The following is a 17547-nucleotide window of genomic DNA, read 5'->3' as shown; positions in this document are numbered from 1 at the left end:
CGACTTTCTTAAGCGGGGCGGTAAGGTCCCCCCGCTAGTGTCCTTCCTACAAACGAGACCGGGAAAACTGGTCCGGAGAGACCGGAAAACGGCTCTCAGGAGAAACAGGAAGGCACAACATGAACACCGGACTGAAGCCAGTCTGGGCGGGACGCAACATGCGCCTCGACCCATTCCGCTTGCCGCAGATGGTCAGCTACGCCACGCGCGATGACCTGGGCGATGTCACCTTCACCATCGATCATCGCGGCGCGGTCATCCGCCGACTGCTCGAGCAGAGTGGCCTTCCGCTGACCATCGCCTTGCCGGCTCGTGCCTTCCGCGGCGTCGCCGCTCGGGCCATGGAAGACGACGAAGGCAATGTCACAGTGACGCTGGAGCTGCTGCACAACGACCCGATGCTCTCGGTGCCGCTGCTGGTTGCCGACGATCTCGACGATGTTGCCGCCGACTGGCGTGCCTGGGCCGAATTCTACAGCCTGCCGATGCTTTTGATCGAGGCCGACGGTGTTGCCCGCACGCTCGAAGAGTCGCTCGGGGCCGCGATCAAGACCCAGCCGCCGCTGGATCGCCGCAAGGGCCGGGTGTCGCGCATGCGCCGGCCGCGTTTCCTTGCCCGTCGCAAATCGGGTTCGCTTGGTGTGCGTCTCGTCATCGCGGGCGAAGAGATCATCGCCCGCGCTTGATTGCCAGGATCAGATCAGCGGCTTCAGCGCCACCCAGGCGCCGCCGCAGATCAGGCCGATGAAGATCATCCAACCGATCTGGCCGTTCGACCTGAACAGCTTGAGGCACTGGTCTGGATTGTCGATGTCGAGCACGGCAATCTGACGCGCCATGTGCGCGCCGGCCGCCACCAGGCCGGCCAGCGCCGGCATCGGGACCTGCGCCATGGCAAAGGCCGTGGCGAACAACATCAGCGCGCCGCCGTAGAGCCCGATCAGCCAGGACTTCGTGTTCTCGCCGAAATAGCGCGCGGTCGACTTCACGCCGACGAGCGCGTCGTCTTCCTTGTCCTGGTGGGCATAGATCGTGTCGTAGCCGATCACCCACAGGATCGAGCCGAAATAGAGCAGCAGCGCCGGCGGATCGATGTCGCCGAATTCCGCCGCCCAGCCCATCAGCGCGCCCCACGAGAAGGCAAGGCCGAGCACGAATTGCGGCCAGTTGCTGAAGCGCTTCATGAACGGGTAGATGGCGACGATCACCAGCGACGAGATTCCGAGCAGGATGGCGAAGCTGTTGAACTGCAGCAGCACGACCAGTCCGATGAGCGCCTGCGCAACGAGGAAGATCCAGGCCTGGCGCCTGGAGACCTGTCCCGACGGCATGGGACGTGAACGCGTGCGTTCGACCTGGGCGTCGATGTTCTCGTCGACGATGTCGTTGTAGGTGCAGCCGGCACCGCGCATGGCTATGGAGCCGATCAGGAACAGGATCAGATACCAGGGCGAGGGCAGCAGGGAGATCAGGCTGTCCTCGGGGCGGGCATAGGCGCTTGCCGCCATCGCGGCTGACCACCAGCATGGCCAGAGCAACAGCACCCAGCCGATCGGCCTGTCCCAGCGGGCCAGCTGTGCATAAGGCCAGAGTTTGCGCGGCAAGGCGCGGTAGACCCAATGCCCGCTCGGCGCATCGGCGACCCGGCCCTGGCCGGCTTTTGACTGAATGGTTTCCATCGCTGTGGAGTGGCAGGCGCGGACGCGGTCGTCAAGACGACGGATGGTCTCTGGGCGGGGCAGCGATTGATGATCGAGTCGGCAGCAAAAAGCGGCTTCCAAGCCTTGACCCGTGGCGACATCGGCCATAGCGGAGAGGCGGTTTCTGCAGGACGAGGAATTGCCTGATGAATGTCCTTCTCATCGGTTCCGGCGGTCGCGAGCACGCACTCGCCTGGAAGATCGCGGCATCGCCGATGCTGACCAAGCTTTATGCCGCGCCCGGCAATCCCGGCATCGCCCAGGAGGCGGAACTGGTGGCGCTCGATGTCGCCGACCATTCAGCGGTTGCGTCCTTCTGCAAGGACAAGGGCATCGATCTTGTCGTCGTCGGGCCCGAGGGGCCTCTTGTTGCAGGCATCGGCGACGATCTGCGCGCTCAGGGCATCCGTGTGTTCGGCCCGTCCAAGGCCGCGGCTCAACTCGAGGGCTCGAAAGGCTTCACCAAGGACCTCTGCGCTCGCTACGGCATCCCGACCGCTGACTATGGCCGTTTCGACGACGCGGCCTCCGCCCGCGCCTATGTCGAGAAGATGGGCGCACCGATCGTTATCAAGGCCGACGGGCTTGCCGCGGGCAAGGGCGTGACTGTCGCGATGACCCTGGTCGAGGCCCTCGATGCTGTCGACGCCTGCTTCGAAGGTGCGTTCGGCGGCGCCGGTGCATCCGTTGTCGTCGAGGAATTCATGACCGGCGAGGAGGCGAGCTTCTTCTGCCTGTGCGACGGCAAGACGGCGCTGCCCTTCGGCACGGCGCAGGATCACAAGCGCGTCGGCGACGGCGACGTCGGTCCCAACACCGGCGGCATGGGCGCCTATTCGCCTGCGCCCGTGATGGATCCGGAGACGGTCGAGCGCACCATGCGCGAGATTGTCGAGCCGACCATGCGCGGCATGGCCGAGATGGGCGCGCCATTCTCGGGCGTGCTGTTCGCCGGCCTGATGCTGACGGACAAAGGCCCGAGGCTGATCGAATACAACACCCGTTTCGGCGATCCCGAATGCCAGGTTCTGATGATGCGGCTGAAGGAGGACTTGCTCGTCCTGCTCAACGCTGCCGCCGACGGCCAGCTGTCGCATGTCTCCGCCCGCTGGCGCGACGAGGCGGCGCTCACTGTGGTGATGGCCGCCGAGGGGTATCCCGGCACACCGGAAAAGGGCTCGGTCATCTCTGATGTCGACAAGGCTGTCGCCTCGGGTGCACAGGTCTTCCATGCCGGCACCGCGGAGAAGGACGGCAAGCTGGTTGCCAATGGCGGACGCGTTCTCAACGTCACCGCCTCCGGAAAGACCGTCAGCGAAGCACAGCAGAAGGCCTATGCGGCGGTAGACCTGATCGACTGGCCCGAAGGCTTCTGCCGCCGCGACATCGGCTGGCGCGCCGTCGAGCGTGAGCAGGCCTAAGGCTTGTCCAGTTCTGTGGATGCGGTTGAAACCGGGTCGAGGTCGGCTCTGCGGTCGGCAAGGGCGCGCTCGCGTCGTTCCAGCTTCGCCGCCGCATATTCGGCCATGCCGTAGGCATGACGGCTGCCGGGCGCTTTCATCGCCGGCACCGTGCCGATGACGGCCTTGTTCCAGCTTGATTGCAACGCCTCGGCCAGCAGGTCGAGCCTTACGGGATAGGCGACTGACGCATAGCGGATCTGGCTTTCGCCCTTCACGCCGTCGTCGCGGGCGATCGGCACCGGCACGCTCGCCACAAACACATCAGTGGTTTCGATGAGCTGGCCGAACGGCCAGGCCTTGCGCAGCGCCTCCGCATCCATCGGTGCAACGTTGACGTCGATGTCATTGGGCGTGCCGGCGACGCGGTAGGGGCAGCGGCGCTCGCCGCAATTGGCCTGCGCCGAGAATTGCCACAGCGTGTAGCCCTGCCAGTTACCTTTCGGGAAATGGATGCCGATCTCGGGCTTGTAGCGCGCGTACCAGAGCGGCAGCCGCGACAGCAGCTGGTAGCGATAGCGATTGTCGGCGATGTATTTCGAAGTCGTGCCGTTGGTGTAGAGGATCGGGTAGCGTCCCGTGCGCTGGAAGATGTAGCGCACGAAGATCTCGGCATCCTCGAGCGACATCCATTTGTCGGGATCGTTCTCCTCGATGTCGAGCGCCATCAGATCGTCGGGACCAGGCTCGGCGAAATCGAGGAAATTCTGCGCCTGCTCGATCGGATTGCCTGGGCGGCCGAGATGGTAGGCGCCCCATTCGAGGCCGAGCGCCTTGGCGACGACCTTGCGGGTGTGGAACAGCTCGCGCGCCACGGCGTGCCGCTTCCACAATGCCTTGCACAGGCGGATTTCGGTTTCCGTGCCGGAGCAGAAATAGGGCGGAGGCAGGCCGTCGGAGCCCTTGTTGATGAAGCCGACGATGCGCTTGTCGCCTGACAGCTTCTGCCAGTCGATGGAATTGTATTCGTAGGCGTCGATGACCAGCGCCCGGTCGGGTTTCTTCCAGGGTTCGGAGAAGTCGGAAGCGAGGGCGGCGACGGGGAGGGAGGCGCACGCCGCGGCAAGCGCTGAAAGCGTGAGCCTGCGAAACCTGGACACCAGTCCCCTCAAGCGGCGATCCCCGATGATCGATAGCCGATCGTGAACCGTCATGGTTAAGGAAATACTGATGAAGCTCCAGCACCCAAGGGTTGAAGCGTCAGCCTATTTGAACCGGTTGCCGCTGGTGTCGCTATAGCAGCGATGGGTGACGACGCCCTGTTTTGGTTTCGAGTTCGGCCAAAAATTTGACGTTTACGTAAAAAGTCACTTTCCCTCGCTGAAGGAACGCGGCTAGTGTGGGCGGCAGGCGGTGGTGAGGCCGCGATAGCACGTCATCAGCAGGAGGAAGCGTCATGTATCGCGCCCCGGTGGAAGAGATTGCCTTTGCGCTGAAGCATGTGGCGGGCCTGAAGGCAGCGCTCGACGCGGGCAGGTTCGGCGACCTTGGTGAAGACCTGGTCGACGCGATCCTGGGCGAGGCAGGCCGCTTCGCCAGCGAGGAAGTGGCGCCGCTCTACGAGATCGGCGACAAGGTCGGGGCCAAGCTCAAGGATGCGGCCGTGACCATGCCGCCCGGCTGGAAGGACGTCTACAAGCACTGGGCCGAGGGTGGTTGGAACGGCCTCAACGGTCCTGAGGAGTACGGTGGCCAGGGCCTGCCGACGATGCTGGGTGTTGCCGCACTCGAAATGTGGAACTCGGCCTCCATGGCCTTCGGCATCGGCCCGACGCTGACCATGGGGGCGATCGAGGCGCTGGAAAAGCATGCATCGGAAGAATTGAAGGCACTCTATCTCGCCAAGATCATCTCCGGCGAGTGGATGGGCACGATGAACCTGACCGAGCCGCAGGCCGGTTCGGATCTCGCCGCCCTGCGCACTCGCGCCGAACGATCAGGCGACGGCACCTACCGCATCTTCGGCCAGAAGATCTTCATCACCTATGGCGAGCACGACCTGACCGACAACATCGTGCATCTGGTGTTGGCCCGGCTGCCGGACGCGCCGGTCGGTACGCGCGGAATCTCGCTGTTCCTCGTGCCCAAGTTCCTGCTCAATGACAACGGCACGCCGGGTGCGCGCAACGATGTGTTCTGCTCGGGCATCGAGGAAAAGCTCGGCATCCATGCTTCGCCGACCTGCACGATGATCTATGGCGACGGCTTCGCCAAAGGCCGTGAGCCGGGTGCGGTGGGCTGGCTGATCGGCGAGGAGAACAGGGGCCTCGCCTGCATGTTCACGATGATGAACAATGCTCGCCTGTCGGTCGGCATGCAGGGCGTGGCGGTGGCTGAAGCCGCGTTCCAGAAGGCGCTCGCTTACGCCAACGACCGCCGCCAGGGCAAGGCCTCCGGCTACACCGGCGAAGGCATGGCACCGATCGTTTATCACCCCGACGTGCAGCGCAATCTCTTGACCATGAAGGCGCTGACCCAGGGGGCGCGCGCCATCACCTATGCCTGCGCCCACGCGCTCGACATGGCGCGCATCTCCGAAGGCACGGAGAAGGCGCACTGGCAGGACCGCGCCAACCTGTTGACGCCGATCGCCAAGGCTTTCGCCACCGACGTCGGTGTCGATGTCGCCTCGCTCGGCGTACAGGTGCATGGCGGCATGGGCTTCATCGAGGAGACGGGAGCGGCGCGCTTGCTGCGCGATGCTCGCATCGCCCCGATCTATGAAGGCACCAACGGCATCCAGGCGATCGATCTGGTCGTCCGCAAGCTGCCGCTCGGAAATGGCGACCATGTCTTCGACTATATCGGCGAGCTCGATGCCGCCGCCAATGCGGTCGCGGCCCTCAACAGCGAGGACTATGGCCGCACCGCGATCTGCCTGGAGCAGGCGCTGGACGAATTGCAGCAGTCCACGCGCTTCCTGCAAAAGCAAATCGAGAACGGCCGAACGGACGATGCCCTGGCCGGCGCCACGCCCTATCTCAGGCTGTTCGCGCTGGCCGCCGGCGGCTCTTATCTGGCGCGCGCGGCCGTGGCCGAGGGCGACGCGGGGCGCATCGCCTTGTGCCGGTTCTTTGCCGAGAACCTGCTCGGCGAGACTACGGCGCTGAAGGAGCGCGTCACCGGCGGCGCGGCAAGCCTGCACCAAGCCGCCAAGGCGCTGGTTTCGGTATAAGAATCTGGGACGAGGAACAGTCTGACGTGAGCGACCATATTGTCATCGAGCGGCAGGATGCCGTTCAGATCATCCGGATGAACCGTCCGGACAAGAAGAATGCCATCACGCGCGCCATGTATGGTGAGATGGCCGCAGCGCTGAAGGCCGGCGACGCCGATCCGGCAGTACGCGTGCACGTCTTTCTCGGTGTGCCCGGTGCCTTCTCGGCCGGCAACGACCTCGCCGATTTCATGGCGATCGCCACCGGCGGCGAGGGCGGCGCCGAGGTGTGGGAATTTCTCGGGGCGCTTGCGCTGGTCGAAAAGCCGATCGTCTCGGGCGTCGACGGCATTGCGGTCGGCATCGGTACGACCATCAACCTGCATTGCGACCTGACCTTCGCCACGCCGCGCACCACCTTCCGCACGCCGTTCGTCGATCTCGGCCTGGTTCCCGAAGCGGGCTCGAGCCTGCTTGCACCGCGCGTGCTCGGCCAGCAGGGGGCCTTTGCGCTGCTCGGCCTGGGCGAGGGTTTTCCGGCCGGGCGGGCGCTCGCGGCCGGGCTGATCTACAAGGTGGTGTCCGAAGACGAACTTGAGGCTGCCACCCTTGCGGCAGCACGCGAGATTGCTGCCAAGCCACCGGAAGCGCTGAAGATCGCGCGTGACCTGATGCGCGGCGACCGGTCTGAGCTCGTCGCCCGCATCAAGGAGGAAGGCGAGCATTTCCGTGCCCGCCTCAAATCCGACGAGGCGCGCGCCGCTCTCGTCGCCTTCATGACGCGCAAGAAGTGAGTTGGTTGGCCTCCCCACATCAAGGGAGGCCAGGAACCTACGGATAAAGCCTGTCCTTGTCCCAATCGCCCTTGTCGTTGGCGGTGAAGACGATGCGGTCGTGCAGGCGGAAGGGCCGGTCGTGCCAGAATTCGATCTGGCTCGGCCGGATGCGGAAGCCCGACCAGTGCGCCGGCCGCGGGATTTCGCCGATGGCGTGGCGGGCGGTGTATTCGGCCACCGCCTTCTCCAGTGCAAAGCGGCTTTCCAGCGGACGCGACTGCTTCGAGGCCCAGGCCCCGATTCGGCTGCCACGCGGACGCGAGGCGAAATAGGCGTCGGCTTCGGCGTCGGTGACGATTTCCACAGGACCGCGCACGCGCACCTGGCGCCGCAGCGACTTCCAGTGGAAGCACATCGCGGCCTTCATCGTCGCCAGGATCTCTCGGCCCTTGGCGCTTTCGAAGTTGGTGTAGAAGACGAAGCCCTGCTCGTCGAAGCCCTTGAGCAGCACCATGCGCACGTCGGGCAGGCCGTCGGTGTCGACGGTCGCCAGCGCCACCGCGTTGGGGTCGTTCGGCTCGCTGGCCGTCGCATCCTTCAGCCATGCCGCAAAGAGCCGATATGGCTCCGCGCTTTCAGTGAAGTCACCCGTTGTTAACTCTGTGTCCGTCATAGCTCTTACTCGACCTGCCAATGCCGACCGGGAGAATGCCTATTGTCGCGCCCCGCGCAAGCCTTTGAAGGCCTTTGCCACCCGCAAATCGGGTTCCGATGCCTCAAGGTAGCGGTGCTTTTTGGTCTGATGACGACGACGGCATGTGGCGTCGGCGGCTTCAGCCTGGAAAAGGCGGAGGTGGACCGCAGCCTGCTGACCAGCAAGGTGCCGGCAACCGACACGCTTCCCGATGCGAATCGGCTCTCCGACCAGGCAACGATCCGCAACGCGGTTTCGTCCGCCGATGTGCGTGAACTCGCTGGGCAGCCGATTGCCTGGGCCAACACCGATACCGGCGCGCGAGGGCAGATCACGGCACTCGCCGAGACCATGGAACGCGGCGTCCTGTGCCGCAAATTCGCCGCCTCCCGCGAGAGCTTCGACGGCGTCACCCTGTTCAAGGGCGAAATCTGCGCGGCGGGCGCCGGAACCTGGCAGATGCTGGCCTTCGAGCCTGCCTGAGAATAGCGTCGCTGCAGCCTCTGGAATTTGTTCCTAGGCAAGCGCATATAGAGAAGAGCGAACCCTTTCAATTTGCGTGGGACTTTGCATGCGCGACCCCTATGAGGTGCTGGGCGTTGCCAAGAACGCCTCGGCCAAGGACATCAAATCGGCTTTCCGCAAGCTCGCCAAGAAGCATCACCCGGACCAGAATCCGGATGATCCGAAGGCAAAGGAGCGTTTTTCGGCAGCCAACCAGGCCTATGAGATTCTCGGCGACGAGAAGAAGAAGGCATCTTTCGACCGTGGCGAGATCGATGCCGAGGGCAAGCCTCGCTTCCATGGCTTCGAGGGTGCCGGCGGCGGCGATCCCTTTGGCGGTTTCCGCCGCCAGCAGGGCGGCCCGGGCGCCAGCCACTTCGAGTTCCGTCAGTCGGGGCCAGGCGGCGGCGGTTCGTTCGACGCCGGTGACATTTTCAGCCAGATTTTCGGCGATGCCTTCGGTCAGCGCGGTGGTGCCGGTGCCGGCGCGCATCCAGGTGCCGGCATGGGCAGTGGTCAGCGGGCTCAGCCAGGAGCCGACATCAATGTCAGCCTCGACGTAACCATAGAGGAAGCTGCGACCGCGCCCAAGGTGACGGCCCAGTTTCCCGACGGGCGCAAGATCGCCGTCAAGCTTCCTGAATATGTCGAGGACGGCCAGACGATCCGCCTCAAGGGCCAGGGCGAGCAGGGCTTCGGCGGCGCCGGCGACGCGCTGGTCAAGATCAGGTTCCGCCTTCATCCACGCTACAGGATCGAGGGCAGGGACCTTCATGTCGACCTGCCGGTCAGCCTCAAGGACGCGGTGCTGGGCGCCAAGGCGGCGGTGGAAACGCCGACCGGCCGACTTGCGGTGAAGGTTCCCGAATGGTCGAGCTCAGACAAGGTGCTGCGCATCAAGGGGCGTGGTCTGCCGGAAAAGGCCGGCGGCCATGGCGACCTCTATGCCCATGTGCGGGTGATGTTGCCCGAGGGCGGTGATCCCGCGCTGGAAGAACTGGTGCGCAAATTTGCCGACTGATGTCGGGCCAGCGAGTTTTTGCTGGCCTCACAGCCTTGGGCGCATGAAAGCTTGAAGGTCAAGATTGCCTATGCGATAGGCTCTCCAAAACAATTCAAGCATTGGAGTGCGCTCACATGGCGGGTGGACAGGGCCTGATGGCCGGCAAGCGCGGCCTTATTCTCGGCGTCGCCAACAACAGATCGATTGCCTGGGGCATCGCCAAGGCCTGTTCCGACCAGGGTGCGGAACTGGCGTTCACCTATCAGGGCGATGCGCTGAAGAAGCGCGTCGAGCCGCTTGCAGCTGAAATCGGCGCTTTCGTCTGTGGCCATTGCGATGTGACCGACATGGCCAGCATCGACGCCGTGTTCGAGACGCTGGAAAAGAAGTGGGGCAAGCTCGACTTCGTCGTCCACGCCATTGGCTTTTCCGACAAGGAAGAGCTGACGGGCCGTTATGTCGACACCAGCCATGGCAACTTCCTGAAAACAATGGACATTTCGGTCTACTCCTTCACGGCGATCGCCCAGCGCGCCGAGAAGCTGATGACCGACGGCGGCTCGCTTCTGACCATGACCTATTACGGTGCCGAGAAGGTGATGCCGAATTACAACGTCATGGGCATCGCCAAGGCGGCGCTCGAAGCGAGCGTGAAGTATCTGGCCGTCGACCTTGGGCCGAAGAACATCCGCGTTAATGCGATCTCGGCCGGTCCGATCAAGACGCTCGCAGCGTCCGGCATCGACGACTTCCGCTACATTCTCAAGTGGAACGAATACAACGCGCCGTTGCGCCGCACCGTGTCGATCGACGAGGTTGGCGATTCTGGCCTGTATTTCCTGTCGAACCTGTCGCGCGGCGTCACCGGCGAAGTGCATCATGTCGACTCGGGCTACCATGTCGTCGGCATGAAGGCGGTCGACGCGCCCGACATCTCGACCGTCAAGGACTGATCCGACAGCAACCGCTCAGCCCTTGCCCTGCCCGGTATGACACCGCTCATCTATTTTGTGCGCCACGGCCAGACGGCCTGGAATGCAGAGCAGCGCCTGCAGGGCCAGGCCGACACCGACATCGATGCGCTCGGCCGCGAACAGGCCGACCGCAACGGTGCGAAACTGGCCGAGCTGATCGCCGATCCGGAAAACTTCGACTTCGTCGCAAGCCCGATGCGTCGGACGCGCGAGACGATGGAGCGCGTTCGCGGCGGCATGGGGCTGGACCCCGGCGTCTACCGGACCGACACGCGCCTGGTCGAGGTCAATTTCGGCGACTGGCAAGGCTACACATTCGCCGAGCTGGAGCAACGCTCGCCCGGCGCTTCGCAGGCGCGCCGCCACGACAAGTGGGATTTCGTGCCGCCCGGCGACTATGCCGAAAGCTACGCGATGCTGACCGAGCGCGTGCGACCTTGGCTCGAAGCTGTTCGCCAGCCGACGGTCTGCGTCACCCATGGCGGCGTGCTGCGCGCCATCTTCCGGCTGGTCGGATCCATGCCCAAAAACGAAGCCGCGGCCCTGGAGATTCCCCAGGACCGCGTGCTGAAAGTCGAAAACGGCCGCCTCGACTGGCTTTGAGCCGTCGGCCGGTGGGCTGCCTACTGCGGCAACTGCATGTCGGTGATCAGGTTCTCGCCGCCGACCACGTCATAGGCCAGGAGCACGTCCATGCCCGGCTTGATGTTGTCGACGTCGAACTCGCCCGGCAGCTTGTAGGACTTGCCATTATCCAGGGTGATGATCGCCTTGTCCTTGTCGATGGACTTGACCTGGCCTTCGGCCTCGGCGGCGAACGCTGCGCCTGACATCATGAGCACGGCGGCAACGGCGCCAATAAGGGTACGCATTATCGTCCTCTTTTCCTCTGCGCCTCTCCCAAGGCGAACGATTGATGAGCGGGCAGGAAGGAAGCAGAAACCAAGCGAATGTGTCAAAACTAAATCGCCTGCGATCACAGTTTGACCACCGCTAATATGGGCCAATCCGGCGTGGCGCATCTTTGTCGTAGCGCAAGCGACGCTCCATTTCCCTGTGGCGCATGATCTCGTCCGAAAAGCAATTTTACTTTTCCAGGTCATGCGCTAGAACCCCGCCATATGCCGGCAAGGAGCCGGGAAGGGCCTGTCCATGTCGCACAACACCTTCGGCCATCTGTTCCGCGTCACCACCTGGGGCGAAAGCCACGGACCGGCGCTCGGCTGCGTGGTCGATGGCTGCCCGCCCGGCATCCGCTTCATGCTGAAGGACATCCAGGACGAGCTCGACAAGCGCAAGCCCGGACAGTCGCGCTTTGTCACCCAACGCCGCGAGCCCGACGAGGTGAAGGTGCTGTCGGGTGTCATCACCGACGAGGATGGTGAGACCCTCATCTCCACGGGCACGCCGATCTCGATGATGATCGAGAATGTCGACCAGCGCTCCAAGGATTATGGCGAGATCGCCAGGCAATATCGTCCGGGACATGCCGACTACGCCTATGACGTGAAATATGGCCTGCGCGATCACCGCGGCGGCGGCCGCTCCTCGGCGCGTGAGACGGCTGCCCGTGTCGCTGCCGGCGCCATCGCCCGCAAGATCGTGCCGGGCCTCGTCGTGCGCGGTGCTCTGGTGTCGATGGGGACCAAGGATATAGATCGCGCCAACTGGGACTGGGATTTCATCGGCAGCGCGGAAAATCCGTTCTTCACCCCTGATGCTGCCTCTGTGCAGGTGTTCGCCGATTATCTCGACGGCATCCGCAAGGCGGGTTCGTCGGTTGGTGCGGTCATCGAGATTGTTGCCGAAGGCGTGCCAGCCGGCCTCGGCGCGCCGATCTACGCCAAGCTCGACCAGGACATCGCCTCCAACCTTATGTCGATCAACGCCGTTAAGGGCGTCGAGATCGGCAACGGCTTCGAGGCGGCACGTATCACCGGTGAAGAGAATGCCGACGAGATGCGCATGGGCAATGACGGCCGGCCGATGTTCATGTCCAACAATGCCGGGGGTATATTGGGCGGCATCTCGACGGGACAGGATGTGATCGCGCGTTTCGCGGTCAAGCCGACCTCGTCGATCCTGACGCCGCGCAAGTCGATCGATAAGGACGGTAAGGAAGTCGACGTCATGACCAAGGGCAGGCACGACCCCTGCGTCGGCATCCGCGCGGTGCCGATCGGTGAAGCCATGGTCGCCTGCGCCATTGCCGACCACTATCTGCGCCATCGAGGACAGACGGGAAAGTGAGCGAATGGCGAGTAGTGAGTAGCGAATGGTGCGGTTTCGCTCTATTCGCTACCCACTATTCCCTATTCGCCAGAACGAGCGAAGCGAGCACGCCATGCCATACGACCAGAAGAAAACTGTCGAAGCGCTGAGGGCTTTCGAGCGCGGCGAAATCGTGGTCGTCATGGATGACGACGGGCGCGAGAACGAGGGCGACCTGATCGTCGCCGCCGTGCACTGCACGCCCGAGAAGATGGCGTTCATCGTCCGCCATACCTCCGGCATCGTCTGCACGCCGATGCTCAAGGAAGACGCCCGCCGGCTCAACCTTGCGCCGATGGTCGCCGACAACGACTCGGCCCACACCACGGCCTTCACCGTCAGCGTCGATTTCAAGCACGGCACCACGACCGGCATCTCGGCCGACGACCGCACGCTCACCGTGCGCAATCTTGCCAACCCCAATGTCGGCGGTGGCGATTTCGTCCGCCCTGGCCACATCTTCCCGCTGATCGCTCGCGAGGGTGGAGTGCTTATGCGCTCGGGTCATACCGAGGCAGCGGTCGACTTGTGCAAGCTCGCCGGCCTGCCGCCGGTCGGCGTCATCTCCGAACTGGTCAATGACGACGGCACGGTTATGCGTGGCCCGCAAGTGGCTGCCTTCGCCGAGAAGAACGGGCTGAAGCAGGTGTCCGTCGCCGACCTGATCGCCTATCGCCAGCGCCAGGAAACGCTGATCGAGCGCGTCAGCACCTTTGACATCGACACCCCCGCCGGCAAGGCCAAGGCGATCACCTACACGCTGCCGTGGGACTCGATGCACCACCTCGCCATCGTCTTCGGCGACATCCGCGACGGCGAGGAAGTGCCGGTGCGCCTGCACACAGAGGACGTCGTCACCGACGTGTTCGGTACCAGCAACAAGCTTGCCGACATCATGAAGAACTTCGGCGAGTGCAACCGCGGCGTGATCGTCTATCTCCGCGAAGGTTCGGTCGGCGTGTCCAATCTCGGCCGCAATCGGCCTTCGGCGGAGCGCGAGGACCACGAGGAGGCGCGTCGCCGCGAGGACGAATGGCGCCAGATCGGTCTCGGCGCGCAGATCCTGAAGGACCTCGGCATTTCGTCGATCAACCTGATCGCCTCGCGCGAGCGTCACTATGTCGGCCTCGAAGGTTTCGGCATCCGCATCGCGAAGACCGAAATCCGCTAGCGTCTTGCTGCAAGGCGCAATCGCCTTGCGGCGCACAATGCAGTCCGGTGGACTGTGCCGGCGCTGCGGTTGACTTCCTCTGGACGCGGCGCATTCTCTTGCTCTCTCTTGGGGGAGAGTCGGGTATGTGGGACTTCAGCATAGGCCAAAGCCTGTCGATCATGGTACGTACCTGGCCGTTCATCGTGCTGCGCATGGTCGTCTATTTCGGCATCACGCTCGCCTACATCGTGGCGATGGGCGCAGGGGCCGGCATCGGCTACGGCGTCGGCCATGTGATGGCCGATCCCGACGGTCCGGTGTCCTTCGCGCTTTGGGGCGGCATTGCCGGTTTCGGCGTGGTTTCCGTCGCGGTCTACTGGGTCCGCGAATACATTCTCTATCTGGTCAAGGCCGGCCATATCGCCGCCATGGTCCATCTGATCGACGGCCGCGAGATTCCCGGCGGCCAGAACCAGATCGTCTATGCGCGCGAGGTCGTCACCGAACGCTTCACCGAAGCGAGCGTGCTGTTCGTGCTCGACCAACTGGTCAAGGGCGCGGTGCGCGCGATCACCGGCCTGATCGGCGGCATCGCCGCGTTCCTGCCCATTCCCGGCCTCGACGGCCTGGTCAGGTTCGCCAACACGGTGATCCGCATGTCGCTGACCTATGTCGACGAGATCATCCTCGGCTACAACATCCGCATCGGCAGCAATTCGCCGTGGCAGACGGCGCGCCAGGGCATCGTGCTCTATGCCCAGAACGGCAAGACGATGGTCAAGAACGCGATCTGGCTGTCGCTCGTCGTCTGGGCGCTGTCGCTGCTGATTTTCCTGTTCATGCTGGCCCCTGCCGGCGCCATTCTCTACTTCATGCCGGGCGAGATGGCGGGCTGGGGCTTCGTGCTGGCCATCGTCTTCGCCTGGGCCTTCAAGGCGGCGATCATCGAGCCCTTTGCCGTGGCGTCGCTGATGCAGGTCTATTTCAAGGTGATCGAGGGGCAGGCGCCCAATCCGGAATGGGATCGCAAGCTCGAAGAGGTTTCGTCCAAGTTCCGCGAGTTGAAGGAAAAGGCCTTCGGCTCGGGCGAGGCCTCGCGCTGGGACGGCGCGCCCCGCCGCGCCTGACTACGTCGGAAAACGGTCCGCGCGAGCGACTGCTCTGCGGACCCACTTCCTTCATTCCGCCGGTTGAGCTGCAGCAGGTGCGATGCGGAGCGACCGGCCGAGCGACCGCTGGCCGAGGAAGGTAACGACCAGCGCAATGAAGCCCGCGACCAGCGAGACCATAAAGCCGCTGCTCGCGCCCATATGATCGATGATCCAGCCCGAGGCTGATGAGCCTGCGGCCATGCCGATGCTGATGCCGGTGACGGCCCATGTCATGCCCTCGGTGAGCTTGGAGGAGGGGACGACTTTCTCCACCAGCGCCATCGACAGGATGATGGTCGGCGACACGGCAACGCCCGCCAGGAACAGCACGACTGACAGCACGGTCACGTTGTCGACCACCAGCAGCGGCAGAGTCGTCAGGGCCGCGAGCGCGATCGCAATCAATAGCTGCCGCGCGAGCGGCATCTTGAGCTTCATGGCGCCGAAGACGAGGCCGGCGACGAGCGAGCCGGCAGCGTAGGCGGAAAGCGCAAAGCCCGCGGACGCCTTGTTGCCCTGGGCCTCGGCAAAGGCCACGGCGGTGACCTCGGCTGTGCCGAAGATGGCGCCGATGGCAATCAGCGTGAGCACCAGAATCTGGACGGGGCCGAGCCAGATCACGGATTTGCCGTCTCTGCGATCCTGCGCATGAACAGGCGGTTCGGTCGAGCGCTGGGCGGCGAAGAGCAGGCTGCCCACGCCCAGCAACACGGTCGCGACCAGAGGGCCGGCCTCCGGGAAGAAGCCGACGCTGAGACCGATGGCAACGATCGGACCTGTCATGAAGATCACCTCGTCCATGATCGATTCGAACGCGAAGGCCGTGTGTAGATGTGGCGTGTCGCGGTAGATCTCGGTCCAACGCGCGCGCACCATGGCGCCCATGATCGGGGTGACGCCTGCGAGTATCGCGAAGGCGAAGAGGACCCAGTTGGGCGCGTCGTAGCGCGTCGCGAGCATCAGCCCGGACAGCGCGATCACCGCGATGGCCGCGCTCGGCAGCAGGATGCGGACCTGGCCATAACGATCGATAAGCCTTGCGACCTGCGGCGCGACGACAGCGCTGGACAGGGCAAAAACGGCAGCGACGGCGCCGGCAAGCCAGTATTCGCCGCGGGCCTCCGACAGCATGGTCACGATGCCGAGCGTGACCATGGACATGGGCACGCGCGCGACGAAGCCGGCGGCGGAGAAGGCCTTGGCGCCGGGCGCCTTGAAGATTTCGCTATATGGATTGCGCATTTTTGTCACCGGGGACGGAGATATCCGAGATTTCAAAGGCAGTCGAGCCGCCAGACCTGGCGGCTCGTTGATGCTGACAGAACGTTGTTCCTTGCCGAGCGGGGGCTTATTCCGCCGCCTGTGGTGCAGCGCCCATCAATTCTACTTCGGGACCGCCTGCGAGAGCTTTCTGGCCGAGCAGGACCACAAGGAACGACATCGTGCCTGCGGCGATCGACACCCAGAAGCCGTTCTGGGCACCGAAGGTGTCGACGACCCAGCCTGCCACGAAAGCGCCCAGGGCCATGCCGATGCCGATGCCGGTCATCACCCAGGTGATGCCTTCGGTCAGCATGGCCTCGGGAACCCGGCGTTCGATCAGGCCGAAGGCCATGATGAAGGTGGGCGAGATCGCGACGCCGCTGACGAAGATGGCAAGCGCCAGCAACGGCACCGTGTCTGCGACCAGCAGGGGCAACGTTGTCAGCGCCACGACGGCAATCGAGATGGCGAGCAGGCGCTGCTTCGGTGCCTTGAGGTTCAACGCGCCGACGATCAGGCCGACGATGAGCGAGCCGGCGGCATAGACGCCGATGACGAGGCTGGCGGCAGTGGGCTGTCCCAGCTCCTTGGTGATCGCCACGGCACTGACTTCGGCGGTGGCAAAGATCGAGCCGACGAAGATGAGCGCCAGCGTGATGATCTGGACCGGGCGCAGCATGATGGCCGAGCCGCCGCTCGCGAGCTCAGATGGTCTTACCTTGGGTTCGCTCGACCTCTGCAGGATGAAAGCCGCCATGCCCAAAGCCAGGAACAGCGTGCTGGCGAGCATGCCCGCTTCGGGGAACAGGGCCACGCTCAGGCCAACGGACAGTGAGGCGCCGGCAATATAAACCATTTCGTCGGCGACAGATTCAAAGGCGAAGGCCGTGTTGAGTTCGGGGCGGTCGCGGAAGATTTCAGTCCAGCGAGCCCTGACCATGGCGGGCACGCTCGGCATTGCCGCAGCGATGAAAGCGGCGACGAACAGCGTCCAGGCCGGCCAGTCATAATGGGCTGCAATGAGCAAGGCGGCAAAGGCGAGGACGGAAATGACAGTGGTGGGCAGGGCCACTGCTGTCTGGCCAAGCCGGTCGATGCGGCGCGAGATTTGCGGGGCAGCGAACGCGTTGGTCAGGGCGAACGTGGCCGAGACGGCGCCGGCCAGCCAATATTCGCCGCGCGTCTGCGACAGCATTGCGACGATGCCGATAGGGGCCATGGCGATCGGCAGGCGGGCGACGAAGGCTGCCGCTGCGAAGCCTTTGGCCCCCGGGACTCTGAAGATTTCACCATACGGATTGTGCATCGGAGCACTCCTGGAAATTCGAGGACTCGCCATTTACATACGCGGCGTATGTGAAGAGCTAATTGCATACGCGCCGTATGTCAATTACCATACGCCTCGTATGTGAAAGAAATATACGCCACGTATGTGAATGAG

17 protein-coding genes are annotated in these 17547 nt (G+C 64.0%); 11 read left to right on the top strand and 6 right to left on the bottom strand.

Features of this window, described 5'->3' with window-relative positions; all coding sequences use genetic code 11:
- Positions 1-119: 119 nt before the first annotated feature.
- Positions 120-686 carry a DUF6101 family protein gene (locus NDO48_RS18145; protein WP_018426778.1) on the top strand — a complete coding sequence of 189 codons (567 nt, stop codon included), beginning with the start codon at positions 120-122 and terminating at the stop codon, positions 684-686.
- Between the two features lie 9 nt (positions 687-695).
- Here NDO48_RS18145 and ubiA read toward each other — a convergent pair whose 3' ends face one another.
- Positions 696-1679, bottom strand: a complete 984-nt coding sequence (gene ubiA / locus NDO48_RS18140) for a 4-hydroxybenzoate octaprenyltransferase (protein ID WP_026226953.1) — start codon at positions 1677-1679, stop codon at positions 696-698.
- A 167-nt stretch (positions 1680-1846) separates the two neighbouring features.
- Here ubiA and purD point away from each other — a divergent pair, with 167 nt between their 5' ends.
- On the top strand, positions 1847-3121 hold the full coding sequence (gene purD, locus NDO48_RS18135) for a phosphoribosylamine--glycine ligase (protein ID WP_018426780.1): 1275 nt from the start codon (positions 1847-1849) through the stop codon (positions 3119-3121).
- On the opposite strand, the gene NDO48_RS18130 is transcribed toward purD, so the two are convergent.
- Positions 3118-4314, bottom strand: a complete 1197-nt coding sequence (locus NDO48_RS18130) for a GH25 family lysozyme (protein WP_018426781.1) — start codon at positions 4312-4314, stop codon at positions 3118-3120. The genes purD and NDO48_RS18130 overlap by 4 nt on opposite strands.
- Before the next feature lie 242 nt (positions 4315-4556).
- Here NDO48_RS18130 and NDO48_RS18125 point away from each other — a divergent pair, with 242 nt between their 5' ends.
- A complete protein-coding gene (locus NDO48_RS18125; RefSeq protein ID WP_018426782.1) occupies positions 4557-6335 on the top strand; it encodes an acyl-CoA dehydrogenase in 1779 nt (592 codons plus the stop codon).
- Between the two features lie 26 nt (positions 6336-6361).
- Positions 6362-7111 carry a crotonase/enoyl-CoA hydratase family protein gene (locus tag NDO48_RS18120; protein WP_018426783.1) on the top strand — a complete coding sequence of 250 codons (750 nt, stop codon included), beginning with the start codon at positions 6362-6364 and terminating at the stop codon, positions 7109-7111.
- Positions 7112-7148: 37 nt separating this feature from the next.
- Here NDO48_RS18120 and pdxH read toward each other — a convergent pair whose 3' ends face one another.
- Positions 7149-7766, bottom strand: a complete 618-nt coding sequence (pdxH, locus tag NDO48_RS18115; protein WP_018426784.1) for a pyridoxamine 5'-phosphate oxidase — start codon at positions 7764-7766, stop codon at positions 7149-7151.
- 129 nt (positions 7767-7895) lie between these two features.
- Here pdxH and NDO48_RS18110 point away from each other — a divergent pair, with 129 nt between their 5' ends.
- The 4 genes from NDO48_RS18110 (at position 7896) to NDO48_RS18095 (ending at position 10871) form a co-directional block, all read left to right on the top strand.
- The gene (locus tag NDO48_RS18110; RefSeq protein ID WP_085941113.1) at positions 7896-8270 is read left to right on the top strand and encodes an RT0821/Lpp0805 family surface protein; all 375 of its coding nucleotides are present in this window, start codon (positions 7896-7898) and stop codon (positions 8268-8270) included.
- An 88-nt stretch (positions 8271-8358) separates the two neighbouring features.
- Complete coding sequence (locus tag NDO48_RS18105) at positions 8359-9312, top strand: DnaJ C-terminal domain-containing protein (RefSeq protein WP_018426786.1); 954 nt, start codon at positions 8359-8361, stop codon at positions 9310-9312.
- A gap of 116 nt (positions 9313-9428) precedes the next feature.
- A complete protein-coding gene (fabI, locus tag NDO48_RS18100; RefSeq protein WP_018426787.1) occupies positions 9429-10247 on the top strand; it encodes an enoyl-ACP reductase FabI in 819 nt (272 codons plus the stop codon).
- Between the two features lie 36 nt (positions 10248-10283).
- On the top strand, positions 10284-10871 hold the full coding sequence (locus tag NDO48_RS18095) for a histidine phosphatase family protein (RefSeq protein WP_018426788.1): 588 nt from the start codon (positions 10284-10286) through the stop codon (positions 10869-10871).
- Positions 10872-10891: 20 nt separating this feature from the next.
- Here the strand turns inward: NDO48_RS18095 and NDO48_RS18090 are convergent, their stop codons facing one another.
- On the bottom strand, positions 10892-11140 hold the full coding sequence (locus tag NDO48_RS18090) for a DUF1344 domain-containing protein (RefSeq protein ID WP_018426789.1): 249 nt from the start codon (positions 11138-11140) through the stop codon (positions 10892-10894).
- Between the two features lie 280 nt (positions 11141-11420).
- Between NDO48_RS18090 and aroC the strand changes: the two genes are divergently transcribed.
- The 3 genes from aroC to NDO48_RS18075 all read left to right on the top strand — a co-directional run bounded on the left by aroC (position 11421) and on the right by NDO48_RS18075 (position 14819).
- Positions 11421-12518, top strand: coding sequence for a chorismate synthase (gene aroC / locus NDO48_RS18085; protein ID WP_018426790.1), 1098 nt, complete (start codon positions 11421-11423; stop codon positions 12516-12518).
- A 94-nt stretch (positions 12519-12612) separates the two neighbouring features.
- Positions 12613-13710 (top strand): 3,4-dihydroxy-2-butanone-4-phosphate synthase, encoded by a 1098-nt coding sequence (gene ribB / locus NDO48_RS18080; protein WP_018426791.1) that lies wholly within the window; start codon positions 12613-12615, stop codon positions 13708-13710.
- 125 nt (positions 13711-13835) lie between these two features.
- Positions 13836-14819 (top strand): hypothetical protein, encoded by a 984-nt coding sequence (locus NDO48_RS18075; RefSeq protein WP_018426792.1) that lies wholly within the window; start codon positions 13836-13838, stop codon positions 14817-14819.
- Positions 14820-14870: 51 nt separating this feature from the next.
- Here the strand turns inward: NDO48_RS18075 and NDO48_RS18070 are convergent, their stop codons facing one another.
- Together NDO48_RS18070 and NDO48_RS18065 are read right to left on the bottom strand one after the other, a co-directional pair.
- Positions 14871-16085 (bottom strand): MFS transporter, encoded by a 1215-nt coding sequence (locus tag NDO48_RS18070; protein WP_018426793.1) that lies wholly within the window; start codon positions 16083-16085, stop codon positions 14871-14873.
- Between the two features lie 106 nt (positions 16086-16191).
- Positions 16192-17412 (bottom strand): MFS transporter, encoded by a 1221-nt coding sequence (locus NDO48_RS18065; RefSeq protein ID WP_018426794.1) that lies wholly within the window; start codon positions 17410-17412, stop codon positions 16192-16194.
- Between the last annotated feature and the right edge of the window lie 135 nt (positions 17413-17547).

The sequence above is a fragment of the Aminobacter sp. MET-1 genome, assembly GCF_026521175.1.
GTDB lineage: Bacteria > Pseudomonadota > Alphaproteobacteria > Rhizobiales > Rhizobiaceae > Aminobacter.
The sequence above is the reverse complement of the archived record's forward strand: the minus strand, read 5'-3'. Positions and strand labels throughout refer to the sequence as shown.